A 16,239-nucleotide genomic window follows, 5' to 3' on the forward strand; every position below is an offset into this window, starting at 1 on the left:
AAAAATATAAACAATTGTTAATGAAGGTTGAATTTTGTGAATTGTTGGAGAATTTAAAACATCTTAAAAACGCTGACTTGCGAAAGCGCCTGTCGGCGCAAACGCCGCTCGCAGCGGCAAAAAATGGAGCCCGGGGCTTAAGCACAAGCCAGCGTCACTCCCGAGTATACATGCTTTTCGATTTCAGCGCGCCGCGCATAATCTAATCAAGCTTGCCTGCCTGCCACAATTTTGCGCCGCTAGCAAAGTCTAAAGAAAGCGCGTGCATGTTTGCGCAAGTGTGTAAAACGTTGGCAATTTTTTGCGCGCTGCTGCTTTCAGAATTTTGCGTCTGGCCTAGTCTTTTTGCGTACGTGCGCATTCCGCGCGAAATAATCGCGCTAAACGCCGAAGCGCGATATAGTGCAACAGCAAAATCGCCAGTAAACGCGCCAGAAAGAATCGAGTCTGCAAGTCGCGCAATATCTTCTTTTGTAGGAGACTCGTCAACTCCAGTAATCGCCGAAGCGCTAGTGGCCTCTGGCTCGCCAATGCGCCAATATGCAGCATAAGAGTCGCCATTCTTGCGTAGTGATGTTCTAAGCAAATACAATCGCCAAAGCATTCCAGGAAGAGATTGGGCCTCTGCTTTACTCCACAAATCCGCAATAATTTCAATGCCCTCGTTTTCTACCAAGTTAAGCACGCGCTCAACAATCTCGGGAGTTTGCGTTTTATGAACGCGGTTTAGCAAAACGGCAGCTGAAGTGTGACTAATTTCGTTTACGATTTGTGGGTCTGTGCCGCCTTCGATTTGCGCGAGCATTGCTGGATCCATTTGCGCTGGCCTGCTAGGGCGATTCGAGCCGATTGGACTTGGCATAAACGCGGATCTGCTAGAGTGAATTGAACCCGATTGCGAATTAATATTAGTAGACAATTGGCAAAACCTTTTCTATGTTTATGATTTTAGGACCTTTTTTGGAGCTTACAATGTGCAAAATTACGGCACTTCCAGTAGGCATATATGGCGATTTTTGACTAAGTATGCGTTTATTTGCTTTTGGCTTAGAAATATCCCTTAAATGTGCAAAAAATGTTCCAATAATTGGGCGATGCAAGCACATAACTGTTGTTGCGGTTGGTGTTTCTGTTTCTGTTTTTGTTTTTGTTGTTTTTGTTGTTTTTGTTTCTGTCGTGTTGCCATCGTTAGTTGTATCTATAAGATTTTTGATTTCACTTGTTAGCGCGTTTAGAGTTGATTTTGGATTTTTGTCGTGAAAATCTTCTGTAAGCTCTGCAATTTTTTCTATATTGATTGAAGAGTTTTTTGCAAAAGCGTCTACAGTTTCCAAGCATCGCTTCCAAGGAGAAGAAACAATTTTGTTTGGAGCATAGCAAGCAAGCTCGCGACCAAGCGCGTATGATGCGGCGGACCCAAGAGGCGTGATTGGGCGAGTGGCTTCGCTGCCTTGCCAAGCTTTTCGCGATTCCGCTTTGCTGTGACGCACAAGAATCAGCGTTTTATAATTTGCTTGCCCAGACTCGATTCGCTCAAGGAATGCGTCTAAAACAAGCTGATCGCTATCGTGCGTAAGTTTTTTGCGAGCGTCTTCGGGTGTAAGCCAAATAACATTGCCAATTTCTGTAGGTTTTGCTGGTTTTATTGGGCCAAATGCTGGAAGTCGCTTTATTGCATCGCTTTCGCTGATTTCGCGCATCATCCAATAGTGAATTCGCTTGATTACTTCTGGCTGATCGTTATTTTGCGAGCCGTTTTTTGTGATGCTTTTTATGCCGTTTTTTGCAGACGATTTTTTGCCTTCGTTTTCGAGTGGATACTCGATTTGCGCAATATGTGGTCCAAGTGTAACTGCGTAGCCAGTCTCTTCGCCAACTTCGCGCACAGCAGTGTGACGATGCGATTCATTGGCTTCGTTCTTGCCTTTTGGCCAGCTCCAATCGTTGTATTTTGGGCGGTAAACAAGGCAAAGTTCTATGTTGCTTTCGTTTAACACTTGATTACAAGCGTTGGATTCGCTGCCAACATTGCCGAAATCTTTATTTGGATTTGTGCTGTTCGGATTGTTTGGCTTGCTTTCTTTGCTAGCAGTTTTGCGCAAGCGGTAGATGATTCCGCCAGCTGCTTCAACGTATCTCTTCGCTACTGTTGCACTCATATTCACTATTTTAGCGTTTTTCTTCCGCAACTTTTAGTTGTGCTTTAATCTTTTACTTTCACAACTTTTAGTTGCTGGCTTTTGTGTTTTATATTTTTAATATTTTATATTTTGTACATAGTCATGACTGATATAAAAGTGCGTAGAAAATCGGATTTGGGATTGGAATTTATAGTTGAATTAAATTTGATCTTTTTGTGTATTGAATTTATACTAAATTATGTAGTTGTTGAAATTCGTTAGTGCTGTGAGGGTTTGTATGTCCAAGACAATAAAAGTTGCTGAACTTTTTGCGGGAGTAGGTGGGTTTCGTCTTGGGCTTGAAGGATATACTCCTTCTGATGGAAACAATTTTACTGCGGAACCAGCAGGACCTTTCAAAACTGTTTGGGCAAACCAGTGGGAGCCTGCCGGGCAAGAATCCAAGCAATTTGCGTGGAGATGCTATGAGAAGCGTTTTGGCAAAGGTAGCTGTGTTAATGAAGATATAGCAGAAGTGCTTAAAAAATTTGAACATGGGGAATGTGATATTCCAGATTTTGATATGCTTGTTGGCGGTTTTCCTTGTCAAGATTATTCTGTGGCAAAACCTTTAGCATTATCTTCCGGAATTGACGGCAAAAAAGGAGTTCTGTGGTGGAGTATTAATAAAATGTTGGAATTACGCCACCCTAAATATGTTCTACTTGAAAATGTTGATCGTTTATTAAAATCACCTGCCGCACAGCGTGGTAGGGATTTTGCCATTATTTTATCTTGTCTTTTTCGCTTAGGGTATAGCGTGGAATGGCGCGTTATTAATGCTGCTGAGTATGGGATGCCTCAAAGGCGTAGACGTGTATATATTTTTGCAGAGCATAATACTAAAAAATGGTCTAACAAGCTTTCTCAGCTTTTGCAAAATGGTGTTATAGCACGAGCTTTTCCAGTATCTGTTTCAGAAAAAAACGCTGCGCAATATGAATTTTCTATTAGTGACAATCCGTATGTTATATCTCAAGATTTTGGCAAACAGGCTAAAGTGAGCCTATTCCAGAATGCTGGTGTTATGCAAGATGGAGTAGTTTATACCGTTAAAACGGATGCTGTGTTTACTGGCAATTCAACGACATTAGGTAGCGTTTTAGTTAACGCCAATCAAGTGCCTAAAGAATATTGGATTGAAGAAGACAAGCTTGCTTCTTGGCAGTATCTTAAAGGCGGTAAAAGGGAGTTGCGAACAGCTTCAAATGGATTCGAGTACATGTATTCCGAAGGTCCTGTTGCTTTTCCGGATAAAATTGATGCACCAAGCAGAACTATTCTTACAGGTGAAGGTGGGAAAAGCGCTAGCAGAACCAAACATGTTGTTATGCAAGATGGCAGATTGAGAAGGCTTGTTCCAGATGAGTTAGACCAGCTGCAAATGTTTCCTAAAGGTTGGACGAATGATGGAATGAGTGATGGCCATAGAGCGTTTTGTATGGGGAATGCGCTGGTTACTGGTATTCCTCATAGAATTGGTGAAATTCTCGCTAATGACATTTTGGCATAAAATTCATATCTAAATAATTATGATTATTTGTAGGTTGCGTAGGAATTGAGTTAATAGGAAAATGTAATAAATAAAGTTGTGCGTAGGAAGATGCAGAATGGTGGAAAACATGTTTAATCATATAGGTGATAATCGCAAGTTTTCAGACATTGACGAAATAACCGCTCTTCTTACTGGAATAAATGGCAAAACTTTTCGCGAGATTGATAAAACTGGTCGTGGCGAAAAAGCAGGTAACAAGGGTTCTTTAGGCAGTATTATTGAAGAATCAGTTTTTGGGTATTCTATAAATTCCGATAAGCAACCAGATATTATGGTTGCTGATGAATTTTATGAATTGAAAGTCACGCCTATTCGTTCAAATAAGAAAAATAAAATAGTTGCTAAAGAACGTTTGGTCGTTGATATTATCAACTATTTGACGCTGTGTAATGAGGTTTTTGATAATTCATCATTTTGGCAAAAAGCGCGTCAGATGATTATTATTTATTATCTTGATAACAGGATTGATAAAATTAACCAATCCAGACTTGATTGCACTATTTACGGTTCTTTTGTATTAAAATATGAACCTGGTGAGCTAGAAACAATCCGTAAAGATTGGGAATACATAAAAAATAAAGTAGCTTCTGGTTATGCAGATAGGTTAAGCGAGTCCGATACTAATTATCTTGCTGCTTGCACTAAGGGAGAAACGGCTGCAAAGTCGTTGAGAGATGCTCCTGCGCCAAGTGGATTTGAAAGTAAATATATACGTGCAAAACAACGCGCGTTTTCGTATAAGCCTAGCTATATGACCATTGTTGCACAAAGAGTTTTAGGTGACGGTAGTCTTTTTGAACGGTTGCCAATATCTATTAACGAAAATCTTAATGATTATGTGCAAAAGAAGATTGGGCAATATGTTGGTTCTAAAATTTCTGATTTGGCCAACAAATTTAATGTGGAGCTTAAAACGCATTATTCTTTTAATTCGCAGCTTGCACTGAAGATGTTGGGCGTAAAAAAGAACAGAATAGAAGAAATTGAACAGTTTGCTGCAGCGAGTGTGACTCAATTAAAAACTACTGTTTTGTATGATGATGGTAAACCAGAGCAGAATATGTCTTTCCCTGCGTTAAAAGAGGATGATTGGGCCGAATTGGCAGATCCAAATATGCAGTGGCATGATTCACGATTGTATAAGTTCTTTGAGAATAATAAGTTCTATTTTGTTGTTTTTAAGAGCAACGGGAGAAATAGAAAATCGACTTGCTATAAAGATGATGTTTTAGTTGGTGGTTTTCTATGGAATATGCCAGAAGAAGATATTGAAAAATATGTTGCGCCTGCATGGAATAAAGTGCATGAGATTATGGTATTTGGTAAATCTACTGGCTATGGAACGGATGAGAATCAGCTTCCTAAGATGTCATTTAATCACGTATTTCATATGAGGCCACACGGTAAAAATGGCAATGATGTTATAACACTTCCAAACGGTGAAACTATCACCAAACAATGTTGGTGGCTAGATAGGCTATATATTGCCAAAATAGTTGCTGAGAATATTAGTTAGATATTGCAGGAGATGGTGCTCGAGATAATCGAGTAATTACAGCTCTAACTTCCAATTCTTGAGAAGAGATAGGGATAGAACTGTTATATTGTACGTAACAATATTATAAATACTTAATTTTTACATAAATTCTCCCAAAACTGGCAAATTATTGCGTAAAAAACATGCCAAAACTGGCAAATAATTACTCAAAAAACATCCCAAAACTGGCAAATAATGCTATAATCGTTGTAATATCAACATTAAAAAGAGTAAGCCATGGAACGACTAGCATTACAAAAATTAATCGCCTGGAATAGTAAGCCAAATCGCAAGCCACTAATAATATGGGGCGCACGTCAGGTTGGCAAAACGTATCTAGTAAAAGATTTATTTGCAGAAAAATATTATAAAAATAGCTATATTTACATCGATCTTAAAAAAGAAGATGAGGTTCGTAACTTTTGCGAAAGCACAGCAAACGCAGAAAAGATTATAGAATACTTGTCTTTGCGATTTTCCAAGGCTATAGATGAAGGCACTTTGCTGATTTTTGACGAGATCCAAGAATGCCCAAATATTATTTCGTCGCTTAAATATTTTTGCCAAGATTTTAGAAAAATTCACGTAATTGCAACGGGTTCAATGGTGCGAATCAAATTGCATCGCGAAGCTCACAAGCAAAATTCGTCTAAATCAGCAGTTGGTCAATTCCTATTTCCAGTAGGCAAAATTGACCAGATAACAATCTATCCAATGACTTTTGGTGAGTTTCTACTAAACAATAACAGTCTTTTATATTCTAAGGTGCGTGAAGCTTATGATTCTAAGCAAGCGCTTTCTTCCGAAATACACAATCTTGCATTAAGCGAGGTGTATAAATATTTGCTGATTGGGGGTATGCCAGAAGCAGTAGAAGCATATATTGAACGTAAAGATTTACTAGAATCGCGTGAGATTTTGCGCTCGCTTTATGACAATTATCTTGCAGATATGGAGTTGTATCAAGCAAGTAGCGAATCGATTTTAAGATCTCGACTTTTATTTGAGAATATTTTTAGAGAGCTTAACAAGGAATCAAAAAACTTTTCAGCTGGTCTTATTAAAAAAGATAGTAGAACTAGAGATTTTGCTACGTCCATTCAGTGGCTGCTTATGACCCATATTGTTAATCAGTCATTCCAACTCAAAGAGCGTATAACCATGCCGCTTATGCAAGAAAACGAAAGTAATTTCCGACTATTTTTGTGCGATATTGGCATGTTCTCGTATCAAAGTGGCATAAATGCAGCATCTTTTATTTCAAACGAAAGAGACAATACTCTATCTGGAATTTTCTTTGAGAATTACGTTGCGAATGAACTTAGTGCAAATGGTTTAAATCTGTTTTATTGGCGTGGAAAATCGGATTCGGAATTGGAATTTATAGTTGAATCAAATAACAAGCTTTTTCCGATTGATGTTAAAAAAGGCAGAGGAACTCTTAATTCTTTAAATAAGTTTGCAATGCACAATAAGTTTGAGTTTGCAATAAAAGTTTCTAAAAATAATTATGGCTATGATGCAAATCAGAAAATCGCGACTATGCCATTTTATTTTATGACGTTTGTTGCTGGCGATTTGGCTGCTGGAACGCTTGAGATTTAGCGACCGCGATTGTGTGACTGCGTGGATGTGTGGATGCGTAACTGTGTGGATGCGCTAGGATAGCAGAACGCGATTCGCGAGTATGCCTAAAAAAGTCGCAGCTCGTTTGAATCAGCACCGCGCATATCGTCATAATCCAAAATAAGGCAAGTAAATCCTCTATCTTGCGCAAGAACGCGCGCTTGTGGACTAATTGTTTGCGCTGCAAAAATGCCGCGAACAGGTTTAAGAAGTGGGTCGCGGTTTAGCAATTCGCAATATCGCGTAAGCTGCTCAACGCCGTCAATGCCGCCATTTCGCTTAATCTCAATAGCAACGTGAACGCCGTTAGAATCCTTAGCCATAATATCCACTGGCCCAATCGCAGTAGGGTATTCGCGTCGAACAAGCTTTGCGCCTTTGCCAATGCGTTCAATTTGCTCTGCTAAGTAATGCTGTAAATGCTCTTCCACACCGTCTTTAACAAGACCTGGGTCCTCTCCTAAGTCGTAGGAAGAATCGCTATAAACGTGTTGCAAAACAATGCGAAGTATGTCGTTGCCCTTTTTGGCCGCTATTTTTAGAACAGTTCCGTTTGCAAAAACAGATTCGGCATTAGGCACGGCATTAGATTCTTCGCAAGATTCATTATCTGATTCGCAAGATTCGCTATCAGATTCTTCAGATTTACTATCTGATTCGTCTGATTCTTCAGATTCGCACGATTCGCCAGAATCCTTCTCAACGTGCATCGTGCACGGAGCAACCATCCAATTTAGAGGCTTGTATGAGCCAATCTCTGAAAAAATAAGCACGCTTCCGTCTTCTTTAATAAGCAAAACGCGCTTAGCTGTTGGAAGACTTGCATTAAGTCTGCCCGTGTATTCTGCACTACAATCCGCAACAATAATTCGCACACAAAAAGCGTAGCATAAATCGCGTAACTACATGCACAAAAACTACCTACCCAAAGCCTCCGCTAAATCGCGATTCTGCCAGCGCTGATGCAACGCGCAATAGCCTCCAAAAAGCAAGAGCCAAATAAGGCCGCCAATCGCAGATCCGCGAGTGTCTTCGCTAATAAACAGTGTTATGTACACAAACACAAAGAATGCAATCGTTAGCGAATTAAGCAACTTATAGTGCGGCATAACAAAGCCGTCTGGCATAAAATCAGCCGAAGCGCGGTACTTTCTGTGCGTAACCATAATCAAAATGTAAATCATGATTATTACTGCCGAAGATGCAGAAGCAAACACAATAAACGCGCCATGCACTCCAGGAATTGAGTTAATAATCGGCGAGAACAGGATTAGCGCAGCAGAAAAAATAATTGCTCGCGCAGGAACCTTAGTGCGCGAAACTTTGCGCAAATGCGAAAGAACAGGAGAATTAGATTCTAACGCAATTTGATACATGTGCCTTCCTGCAGAATAAAGCAGCGAATTAAGCGCAGAAGATGCTGCCGTAATAACCACAAAGAACACAAGCGCTGAAGCCCAATGAAGCCCTGCATAATGGAAAACCATTATAAACGGAGACATATAAACGCCTTTAGAATCGGTGGCTTTAAATTGTTGCCAAGGAACAATCAGCATGATTGAAGCAAGCGCTCCAACGTAGAAAATCAAGATTCGCATAATAATCTCGTTAATCGCCTTTGGCAAAACTTGGCGAGGATTCTTAGTTTCCGAAACTGTAACGCCTACAAACTCAATAAGCTGGTATGCGTAGAACACCATTTGGAAGCTCATCAAAAATGCCAGCCATCCATTTGGCATAAGCGAGAAGTTGTTGAAAATATTGTCAAATCCTGCGTGACCTGCGGGATTTGCAACGCCACTAATCTCCGTTGCAGGGTAATGGTAGCCAATAATAACCATCACGGCAGCAGTTACAATAAGAGCCACAATCAGCGTGATTTTAATCATTGAGAACCAAAACTCTGTTTCTCCAAATAGCTTTACAGCAACCAGATTTATGCACACTAAAGCAGCCAAAAACGCTACTTCTATAAGCCATTTCCAGCTGCTAACGTCTATGCCAAAAGTTTGGAAGAACGTAACGCAATACGTGCTAACTGCCGTAATCTCGCTCATGCCAATAAGCACAAGCACTATCCAATACGACCATCCTGCAAAATCGCCCCAGCCTTTGCCTAAATATCGCGTAATAAAGCTAATAAAAGTATGCTGGTTTGGGTCTTTATACATGAGTTCGCCAATGCCGCGCATAAGCAAAAACATGATTAGGCCAACAATTATGTACACAAACATAATGCTTGGGCCTGTAAGACTAATGGATTTGCCCGAGCCTAAGAATAGGCCAGTGCCGATTGTTCCGCCTATAGCAATGAATTGAACGTGTCTTTTTGTAAGGCTGCGCTCCATCTTGTTAGTGTGACCATTGTTAGTTTGGTCAATATCACTCATTGCTATAACTCCATTCTTTTAGTCGTGAGCTTTCAATTTTATAGGAACCCTTAAATATTGGATTATTTATATTATTTGGATTATTGTTAAACATTTTTAACGCATATAGGATTATTCCACACTTTTAAGCGAACTTACAGGGTCAATGCGATCCAATGCGGGATTAGTTGACCATTGAACAATCAAAGCAAAAATCAGCGTTGCAAAGCCAGCAATCGCATAGCTTAATGGAGAAACCTCAACCTCAAAATACAGTGCAGGCATCTTTAATGCGTTTGTTAATAGACTTGCAACCAATCTTCCAAGAGGTAAGCCAACAATCACACCGATTAGAGTAAGAGTAAACATCTCTTTATGAACGTAAGCGTGAACTTCTCTACGGTAGAACCCAAGAACTTTTAGCGTTGCCATCTCTCGCGAGCGCTCCGAAATATTTGTGCTTGCTAACGTGAATAGCACGGCTAATGCTAAGCCAGCAGCCAAAGTTACTATAAGCGCTACAACAGCATTCATTAAATCGAAGCTAAACGAATGTTTCATGCGCGTAATGCTCATAACAGCTAGAATGCCGTTTCTGTTTGCAAACTGATCTGCGTAACGAATTTTTGCGTCATCGTTTCCGCGAAGGCGCATCATTAGCGCATTATTCTTAACATTTTTCCCATTTTTAAAACCGAATATTCTTTCATAGCAACGAGAAGTCATATAAATGTTTGAACCAATAAGATTACGCACGATTGCGCGCAACTTCACTTTTGCACGCTTAAAACTTGAGTTGGTTATTGTAATGTAGTTTCCACTCGAAATGCCTAGCGATGATGATGCGCTTTGTGAAAGAAGCGGACCCGAGTCATCAAGCGAAATATTTTGCAAATTATTGTTAACATCTTGAAGGCGAATCATTTTAGACAACGTTGCCGAATCTTTAACAACTACGATTTGCACGCTTTCGGAATCTTCAACGCTGCTATTATGTGATTTGCTGTTAGATTTGCTGTTAGAATTACCATTATTCGCATTGCTTTTTGCGATTTCTCCAGAGCTAATGTAGGCAGGCAAAATGGCATCAACAAGATTGTTGGATTTATCTTTTTGCACGCTTTTCTTCATATTTTGGAATGCATCTGGAGTGGAAATAGAAATCATGTCGTAGTGGTAAATGCCGTCATATTGGCGAATGCCAAGTGTTGCAACGGTATCGTTTAGTGCCAGCGCGCATACAATTAACGCCGTGCAGCCAGCTACGCCGCCAATCGTCATAAATAATCTGCTTTTAAAACGAGCTAGATTTCTTATAGATACTTTGTTTAGGAAGCTTAGACGATTCCAAATAAAAGGTAATCGTTCAAGAAGCACGCGGGCTCCAGCTTTTGGAGATTTTGGACGCAATAATGCCGCTGGAACTTGCCTTGTCTCCCTCCAGCTTACGATTATTGTGCATATTGCAACTGGTATTACAAACGCGAGCACACAAAGCGAGCCGTACAGCCAGTCGTATCGTAAAACAACTCCAGGAACTGTGTACAATCCGCGCAAAATCTTAAGTAGTAAAGATGGGATTGCTAAGAATCCTAGAATATCGCCTATTCCACCGCCTATAAAGCATGCAAAAATCGCAAAGAAAGCGTGTCTTGTTATTGCTGCGCAACGACCATACCCTAAGCTTAAGTACGTTCCAATTAGCCCTCGCTCTTCTTCTACCATTCTTGCCATGGATGTAAGGCTCATCATCATTGCTACTACAAGAAAAAGCACGGGGAAGGCATATCCAAGCGACTGAATTGAAGCTACGTCGGATCGCAAGCGAGCATAGCTTCCATTCTCAACGCGAGTAGTAATATACCATTTTGCTTTAGGAACATTCTTTTGCACTTCTGGCTTAATTTTTGCGTAAATTTGCGCACGAGCCTTAGCTAAAACCGAGTTGGGAGCGTTTTTAAGCATTGGCATGTTGGCTATAGTTTGATCTACTTTTTGATTAGTTTGGTCTTCTATAACTTGATTTGTGCGCGCTTCTTCGCAATCATTTTGCACGCTATTTTTAATTTGGTTTGAAGCATTTGCCACAATTGCGCGATACTTTTGTGAAAAATCGTTAACTCGTCGAGCCTCATCTAGGCGCACAGAAATAGACGTGTATGGAAGATTTTTTGTGCTTTCACTAATCGCATATGTAAAAATTGGGTAGCGAGATATTACAGAATTGCGGAAAGCTTTTGATTGATACCCATTTGGATTGTCTAAGTCGTTTATGTCTAGCACGCTTCCTGTGATTAGAAGCTTATATTTTTGATTTTGACTAGTAGCATTAGGCAAACCAGAGTTTTGTTGCACACTTAAAAACAGCGTACTGCCTATATTCAATCCACTATCGTGCAAAAATCGTTCAGTTACGGCAGCTTGGTGATTATTAGTTGGCATATTGCCGCGCAGTAGATGCAGGCGATTTAGATTTTTAGAATCGTGATTATACTGCACAACGTTCATTGCATAAGATGAGTCGGCATTATTTGAAGGATTAGCAGTAGCTTTAAAAGACTTTTCGCCCTCGGCTTCACTAACAAATGGCAATTTTTTGATTGATTTAACATCGTTTTTAGTCAATCCAAGAGTGGAAACGATTTGTAAATCGTAAGCTTTGAGCTTAGAGTAAGTGTCATCTGCTCCAAGAAGCATATCGTTGCATCCTGCATAAATGCCAGTCATAACAGCAACACCAAGCATTGCTATAACTGCTAGTATGCAAAAGCGACGCCATTCGTGAATCCACATTCTTACAGCGCTAATAAAAACTATTGGCAAAATAGAGTGTGTGCGCTTATTGCGAATCGCAATTTTGCGCTTGATTTTCTTAGATTTTACAGTCTCAATACTCACTACAAATCACCACTCTACAAATCACCACTCAATATCTGCAATTGCCGTAGGATTTTCTTGCACTGTTTCGCTTATAACTTTTCCAGAATGGAATCTCACAACTTTATGAGCCATAGGAGCAATAGCAGCATTGTGTGTAATAATAAGAACCGTCATTCCTTCTTTTTGGCAAATATCTTGCAATAATTGCAAAACAGCTTTTCCGGTTTCGTAATCTAACGCACCTGTAGGCTCATCGCATAAAAGCAACTTAGGTTTTTTAGCAAGTGCGCGCGCAATAGAAACTCGCTGCTGTTCGCCTCCAGAAAGTTGTGCTGGGAAATTGTTAAGTCTGTTTTCCAAACCTACGTCAATAAGTGTTTGAGCTGGGTCAAAATGATCCGCGCAAATCTGGGAAGCAAGCTCCACGTTTTCTAATGCCGTTAAATTTGGAACAAGATTATAAAATTGAAAAACAAATCCAATATCTTCTCTTCGATACTTCACAAGACCACGGCCATTTAGCTTTGTAACATTTAAATCGCCAACAGTTACGCTACCGCTTGTTGCTGTATCCATACCGCCTAAAATATTCAATGCTGTAGTTTTTCCAGCTCCCGAAGCGCCTAAAATAACAGTTAGTTTGCCGCGCTCGGCTGTAAAACTGGCATCATCTAGCGCTCGCACGACGCCTGTACCAGATGGGTACTCTTTTACAACATGATCAAATGTTATGTATGCCAAAATTACACCTTACTTATAGGACTTTTCTGGGTTTGCGGGGTTTGCGGATGCTCTATTGAAACAGCGATACGCCGCGTCTTGCAGTACAATATGCGTTTCCAAGCCAAGTGTGCCTTGAATTTGGCCAAACAGCGCCAAGACGTGCGGCTCCTTGACTTATCCAAATACTTGGAACCCTTCCATCGGAGCTTTTTGAGCCTAAAAGATTAAATCCATTCTTACTCTCAAGCCAATCAGGATGCTGCGTTGCAATCGCTAATCCTTCTTCTAAAGTCAAAGGAAGGCGCTCATCGGAGTCAATAAGCTTTCTAGCAACATCTGGCTCACGGTTCAAATACGACGTACCCGTATGCGGATCAATCGCAAGGTAAAATGGCCCTTCTGGAGGCTCAAAACCATCTTGTGGCAAGAAACTAGCTATATCTCGAGGCGGCATTGTTGTAAACCCAGCCATTCGCTCAATGCTAGTTCGAGAAATCAAAGATTCTGGCGAAACTAGCTCGCGAGTAGGAACAAGAAGAATGTTTGTTCCCAAATCGCTTTGCTCAAGCGCGCGAATGAGTGGCAATGCTAAAGCGCGAAACGCCGCTGCGCTCATATCTGCAACATCTGGGTAGCCGAGAGCCACAATGCGGTCAAGCTGCTTTTGTATTTCTTGCGAAGCAATAGACATAATTACATCTTACGTAAAATTTTCTACAATCGCGAGTGCGACCTAGCTCGATTAATACGCAAATCCGCGCTTTTTAGCTACGATTTCCGCCAATTGCACAGCGTTAAGCGCAGCGCCTTTGCGAAGATTGTCGTTTGTAATAAACATTGCTAATCCGCGCTTTCCATCAACTGCTTGGTCTTGGCGAATGCGGCCAACGTAGCTTGCGGACTTTCCTGCAGCAAGCTGAGGCGTAGGAATATCGTCTAGCGCAACGCCGGCGGCCGATTTTAGCACTTCGCGAGCCATATCTGGAGTTACATCGCGATTAAATTCGGCATTAATGCTCATTCCGTGACCGGTAAAAACGCCAACGCGCACGCATGTGCAGCTTGCTGCAAGATTTGGCAAGTGCAAAATTTTACGACTTTCGTTGCGAAGCTTTTGCTCCTCGTCGGTTTCTTGCGATCCGTCATCAACAATCGCGCCAATAAATGGCACAACGTTGAATGCGATTGTGCGCGCAACTTTTGTTGGTTGCGGAAAATCAATCGCATCTCCATTAAACACAAGCTTATCTGCGCCCTGATCTAAAGCCGCTTGCGCTTCGTTCATAAGTTGCAACGCGCCAGCTCTGCCAGCTCCCGAAACCGCCTGGTAAGAAGATACAATAAGTCGTTTTAAGCCAAAAGCGTCAGAAAGTGGTTTTAGAACAGGCATGCACGCCATTGTTGTGCAATTTGGATTAGCAACAATCCCACGCGGAATATCGTTCAAATCTTGCGGATTTACTTCTGCAACAACCAGTGGCACATCGTTATGCATACGCCATTGAGAAGAGTTGTCGATTACTATTGCGCCAGCATCCGCAAATCGCGGCGCCCACACTTTGGATGTTCCGCCGCCTGCAGAGAAAATCGCAATGTCTATTCCGCTTAAATCTGCTTTTTCTACGTCTTCTACAACAACATCTTTGCCGCGATAGTTCAAAACGGTTCCAGCAGAGTGCGCGGAAGCCAAAAATCGCAAGTTTTTAATTGGAAAATCGCGCTCGTCTAATACGCGGCGCATAACCATTCCGACTTGGCCAGTGGCACCTAAAACCGCAAGGTTTACGCCCGTGTTGCCTATAATTGCCATTTTGTCTCCCTTATTCTGCGATTATTTTGCGATTTTCTTTGATTTTTGCGATTATTTAAGCGTGATTTTGCGTGATTTTTGCGCGCGATTAGCGTCCGCTTCCTCCATAAACAACAGCTTCGACTTTGCTTGCGTCTAATCCGTAGGCTGTGTGAAGTGCGCGAACCGCCTCGTCGAGCTGTTTTACTGGAACAATCGCCGCAATGCGAATCTCGGATGTGGAAATCATAAGAATATTAATTCCGTGATCGCTTAGAGCTGTAAAGAAGGTGGCTGCAAGACCAGAATAGGTTTTCATTCCAACGCCAACAACTGCGACTTTTCCAACAGAAGGGTCCACGTCCATAGACGTAAATTGCAATTCGCCGCGCGCTCCCTGCAAAACCTTGCAAACGGCGTCTAAAGCCGAGCTTGGAGCTGTAAGAGATATGTCTGCCGTCTCTGTGGATGCGCTTGCCTGGGCAATCATGTCTATGTTAACGTCTGCAGCAGCAAGAGTTGTAAATACTTTTGCAGCATTTCCAGGCTTATCGGGAACGCCTCGAAGAGTAATCATAGACTCGCTTCTATCGTGCGCAACGCCAGAAATCACAGGGGTCTCTGGGCCTAAGTCTGGGAATAAATCGCCCATTGTTGAGCGAATATCTACATTTGCTATTTTATTTGCCATTTTTGCCGCCTTCTGTCTATTGCCTATGTCTATTGTCTTTTCTTATTTACTTTGTGTTATTTACCGTCTTATTTTGTGTTTTATTTTGTGTTTTATGCCTATATCTTTTAATAAATAATTAACTTAGATTTGGCAGGCTCTTTGGATCTACGCCATTAGGAACAACCAAAGTGCCATTTCTGTGCGAAAAAGAGCTTCGAACGTGCAATGGCATGCTAAATCGTTGCGCATATTCAACGCATCGCAAAGCCAAAACGCGCGATCCGCAAGACGACATTTCTAGCATTGAATCGTAGTCAATAACGGGGATTCGCTTTGCTGTTGGAACAATTCTAGGGTCTGCTGTAAAAACGCCATCAACGTCTGTGTAAATCTCGCAAATATCCGCACCCAAAGCTACAGCCAGCGCCACTGCCGAAGTATCTGAGCCGCCTCGCCCAAGCGTTGTGTCGTCGCCAATCTCGCTAATTCCTTGGAATCCTGCAACAATAGCAACACTGCCTTTTTTAAGCGCGTGCTGAACGCGATCTGGCTTAACAGCGCGAATATGCGCCGCTCCGAATTGCGCGTCCGTCATAAAACCAGCTTGCGAGCCTGTAAAAGAGTATGCGTGCGAGCCTTGCGCGTGAATCGCCATTGCTAGAAGGCTCATAGAAATGCGCTCTCCTGCAGTCATAAGCATATCCATCTCTCGTGCAGGCGGATGCGCGTTTACGCTCATTGCTTGGTCAATCAGATTGTCTGTTGTGTCTCCCATAGCCGAAACAACAACCGCAACGTCGTTTCCAGCAGCTTTTGTATCGAGAATCCTTTTTGCTACGCGTTGAATTGCGTCCGTGTCTTCTACAGACGAACCGCCGTATTTCTGCACTATAAGAGCCACTTTAAC

The 16,239-nt window shown here is 41.5% G+C and carries 13 protein-coding genes; 3 read left to right on the forward strand and 10 right to left on the reverse strand.

What is annotated here, in order from left to right:
* Positions 1 to 202: 202 nt before the first annotated feature.
* Both ACPEIW_RS00545 and ACPEIW_RS00550 read right to left on the reverse strand, forming a co-directional pair.
* Positions 203 to 862 (reverse strand): thymidine phosphorylase, encoded by a 660-nt coding sequence (locus ACPEIW_RS00545; protein ID WP_116286121.1) that lies wholly within the window; start codon positions 860 to 862, stop codon positions 203 to 205.
* Between the two features lie 46 nt (positions 863 to 908).
* Entirely contained in the window at positions 909 to 2,159 is a 1,251-nt protein-coding gene (locus ACPEIW_RS00550; RefSeq protein WP_425663776.1) for an NUDIX hydrolase, read from the reverse strand.
* Positions 2,160 to 2,418: 259 nt separating this feature from the next.
* Between ACPEIW_RS00550 and dcm the strand changes: the two genes are divergently transcribed.
* The 3 genes from dcm to ACPEIW_RS00565 all read left to right on the forward strand — a co-directional run bounded on the left by dcm (position 2,419) and on the right by ACPEIW_RS00565 (position 6,877).
* On the forward strand, positions 2,419 to 3,693 hold the full coding sequence (dcm, locus tag ACPEIW_RS00555) for a DNA (cytosine-5-)-methyltransferase (RefSeq protein WP_425663778.1): 1,275 nt from the start codon (positions 2,419 to 2,421) through the stop codon (positions 3,691 to 3,693).
* A gap of 97 nt (positions 3,694 to 3,790) precedes the next feature.
* Positions 3,791 to 5,251: a Sau3AI family type II restriction endonuclease gene (locus tag ACPEIW_RS00560; protein WP_425663780.1), complete on the forward strand. Its 1,461-nt coding sequence runs from the start codon at positions 3,791 to 3,793 to the stop codon at positions 5,249 to 5,251.
* Between the two features lie 258 nt (positions 5,252 to 5,509).
* Positions 5,510 to 6,877 carry an ATP-binding protein gene (locus ACPEIW_RS00565; RefSeq protein WP_425663782.1) on the forward strand — a complete coding sequence of 456 codons (1,368 nt, stop codon included), beginning with the start codon at positions 5,510 to 5,512 and terminating at the stop codon, positions 6,875 to 6,877.
* Between the two features lie 86 nt (positions 6,878 to 6,963).
* Here ACPEIW_RS00565 and nucS read toward each other — a convergent pair whose 3' ends face one another.
* The 8 genes from nucS to ACPEIW_RS00605 all read right to left on the reverse strand — a co-directional run bounded on the left by nucS (position 6,964) and on the right by ACPEIW_RS00605 (position 16,233).
* Positions 6,964 to 7,773, reverse strand: coding sequence for an endonuclease NucS (gene nucS, locus ACPEIW_RS00570; RefSeq protein ID WP_425663784.1), 810 nt, complete (start codon positions 7,771 to 7,773; stop codon positions 6,964 to 6,966).
* A 42-nt stretch (positions 7,774 to 7,815) separates the two neighbouring features.
* Positions 7,816 to 9,288 carry an amino acid permease gene (locus ACPEIW_RS00575; protein WP_425663786.1) on the reverse strand — a complete coding sequence of 491 codons (1,473 nt, stop codon included), beginning with the start codon at positions 9,286 to 9,288 and terminating at the stop codon, positions 7,816 to 7,818.
* Positions 9,289 to 9,399: 111 nt separating this feature from the next.
* Positions 9,400 to 12,165, reverse strand: coding sequence for an FtsX-like permease family protein (locus ACPEIW_RS00580; RefSeq protein ID WP_425663788.1), 2,766 nt, complete (start codon positions 12,163 to 12,165; stop codon positions 9,400 to 9,402).
* 21 nt (positions 12,166 to 12,186) lie between these two features.
* On the reverse strand, positions 12,187 to 12,888 hold the full coding sequence (locus ACPEIW_RS00585) for an ABC transporter ATP-binding protein (RefSeq protein WP_422112820.1): 702 nt from the start codon (positions 12,886 to 12,888) through the stop codon (positions 12,187 to 12,189).
* A gap of 52 nt (positions 12,889 to 12,940) precedes the next feature.
* Positions 12,941 to 13,561, reverse strand: coding sequence for a DUF5701 family protein (locus ACPEIW_RS00590; RefSeq protein ID WP_004131086.1), 621 nt, complete (start codon positions 13,559 to 13,561; stop codon positions 12,941 to 12,943).
* A gap of 51 nt (positions 13,562 to 13,612) precedes the next feature.
* Positions 13,613 to 14,680 carry an aspartate-semialdehyde dehydrogenase gene (locus ACPEIW_RS00595; RefSeq protein WP_119529094.1) on the reverse strand — a complete coding sequence of 356 codons (1,068 nt, stop codon included), beginning with the start codon at positions 14,678 to 14,680 and terminating at the stop codon, positions 13,613 to 13,615.
* An 88-nt stretch (positions 14,681 to 14,768) separates the two neighbouring features.
* Positions 14,769 to 15,350 (reverse strand): ACT domain-containing protein, encoded by a 582-nt coding sequence (locus ACPEIW_RS00600; protein WP_004132324.1) that lies wholly within the window; start codon positions 15,348 to 15,350, stop codon positions 14,769 to 14,771.
* A gap of 118 nt (positions 15,351 to 15,468) precedes the next feature.
* Positions 15,469 to 16,233, reverse strand: a complete 765-nt coding sequence (locus ACPEIW_RS00605) for an aspartate kinase (RefSeq protein ID WP_004131083.1) — start codon at positions 16,231 to 16,233, stop codon at positions 15,469 to 15,471.
* Positions 16,234 to 16,239 lie beyond the last annotated feature (6 nt).

This window comes from Gardnerella piotii (assembly GCF_049815665.1).
Lineage (GTDB): Bacteria > Actinomycetota > Actinomycetes > Actinomycetales > Bifidobacteriaceae > Bifidobacterium > Bifidobacterium piotii.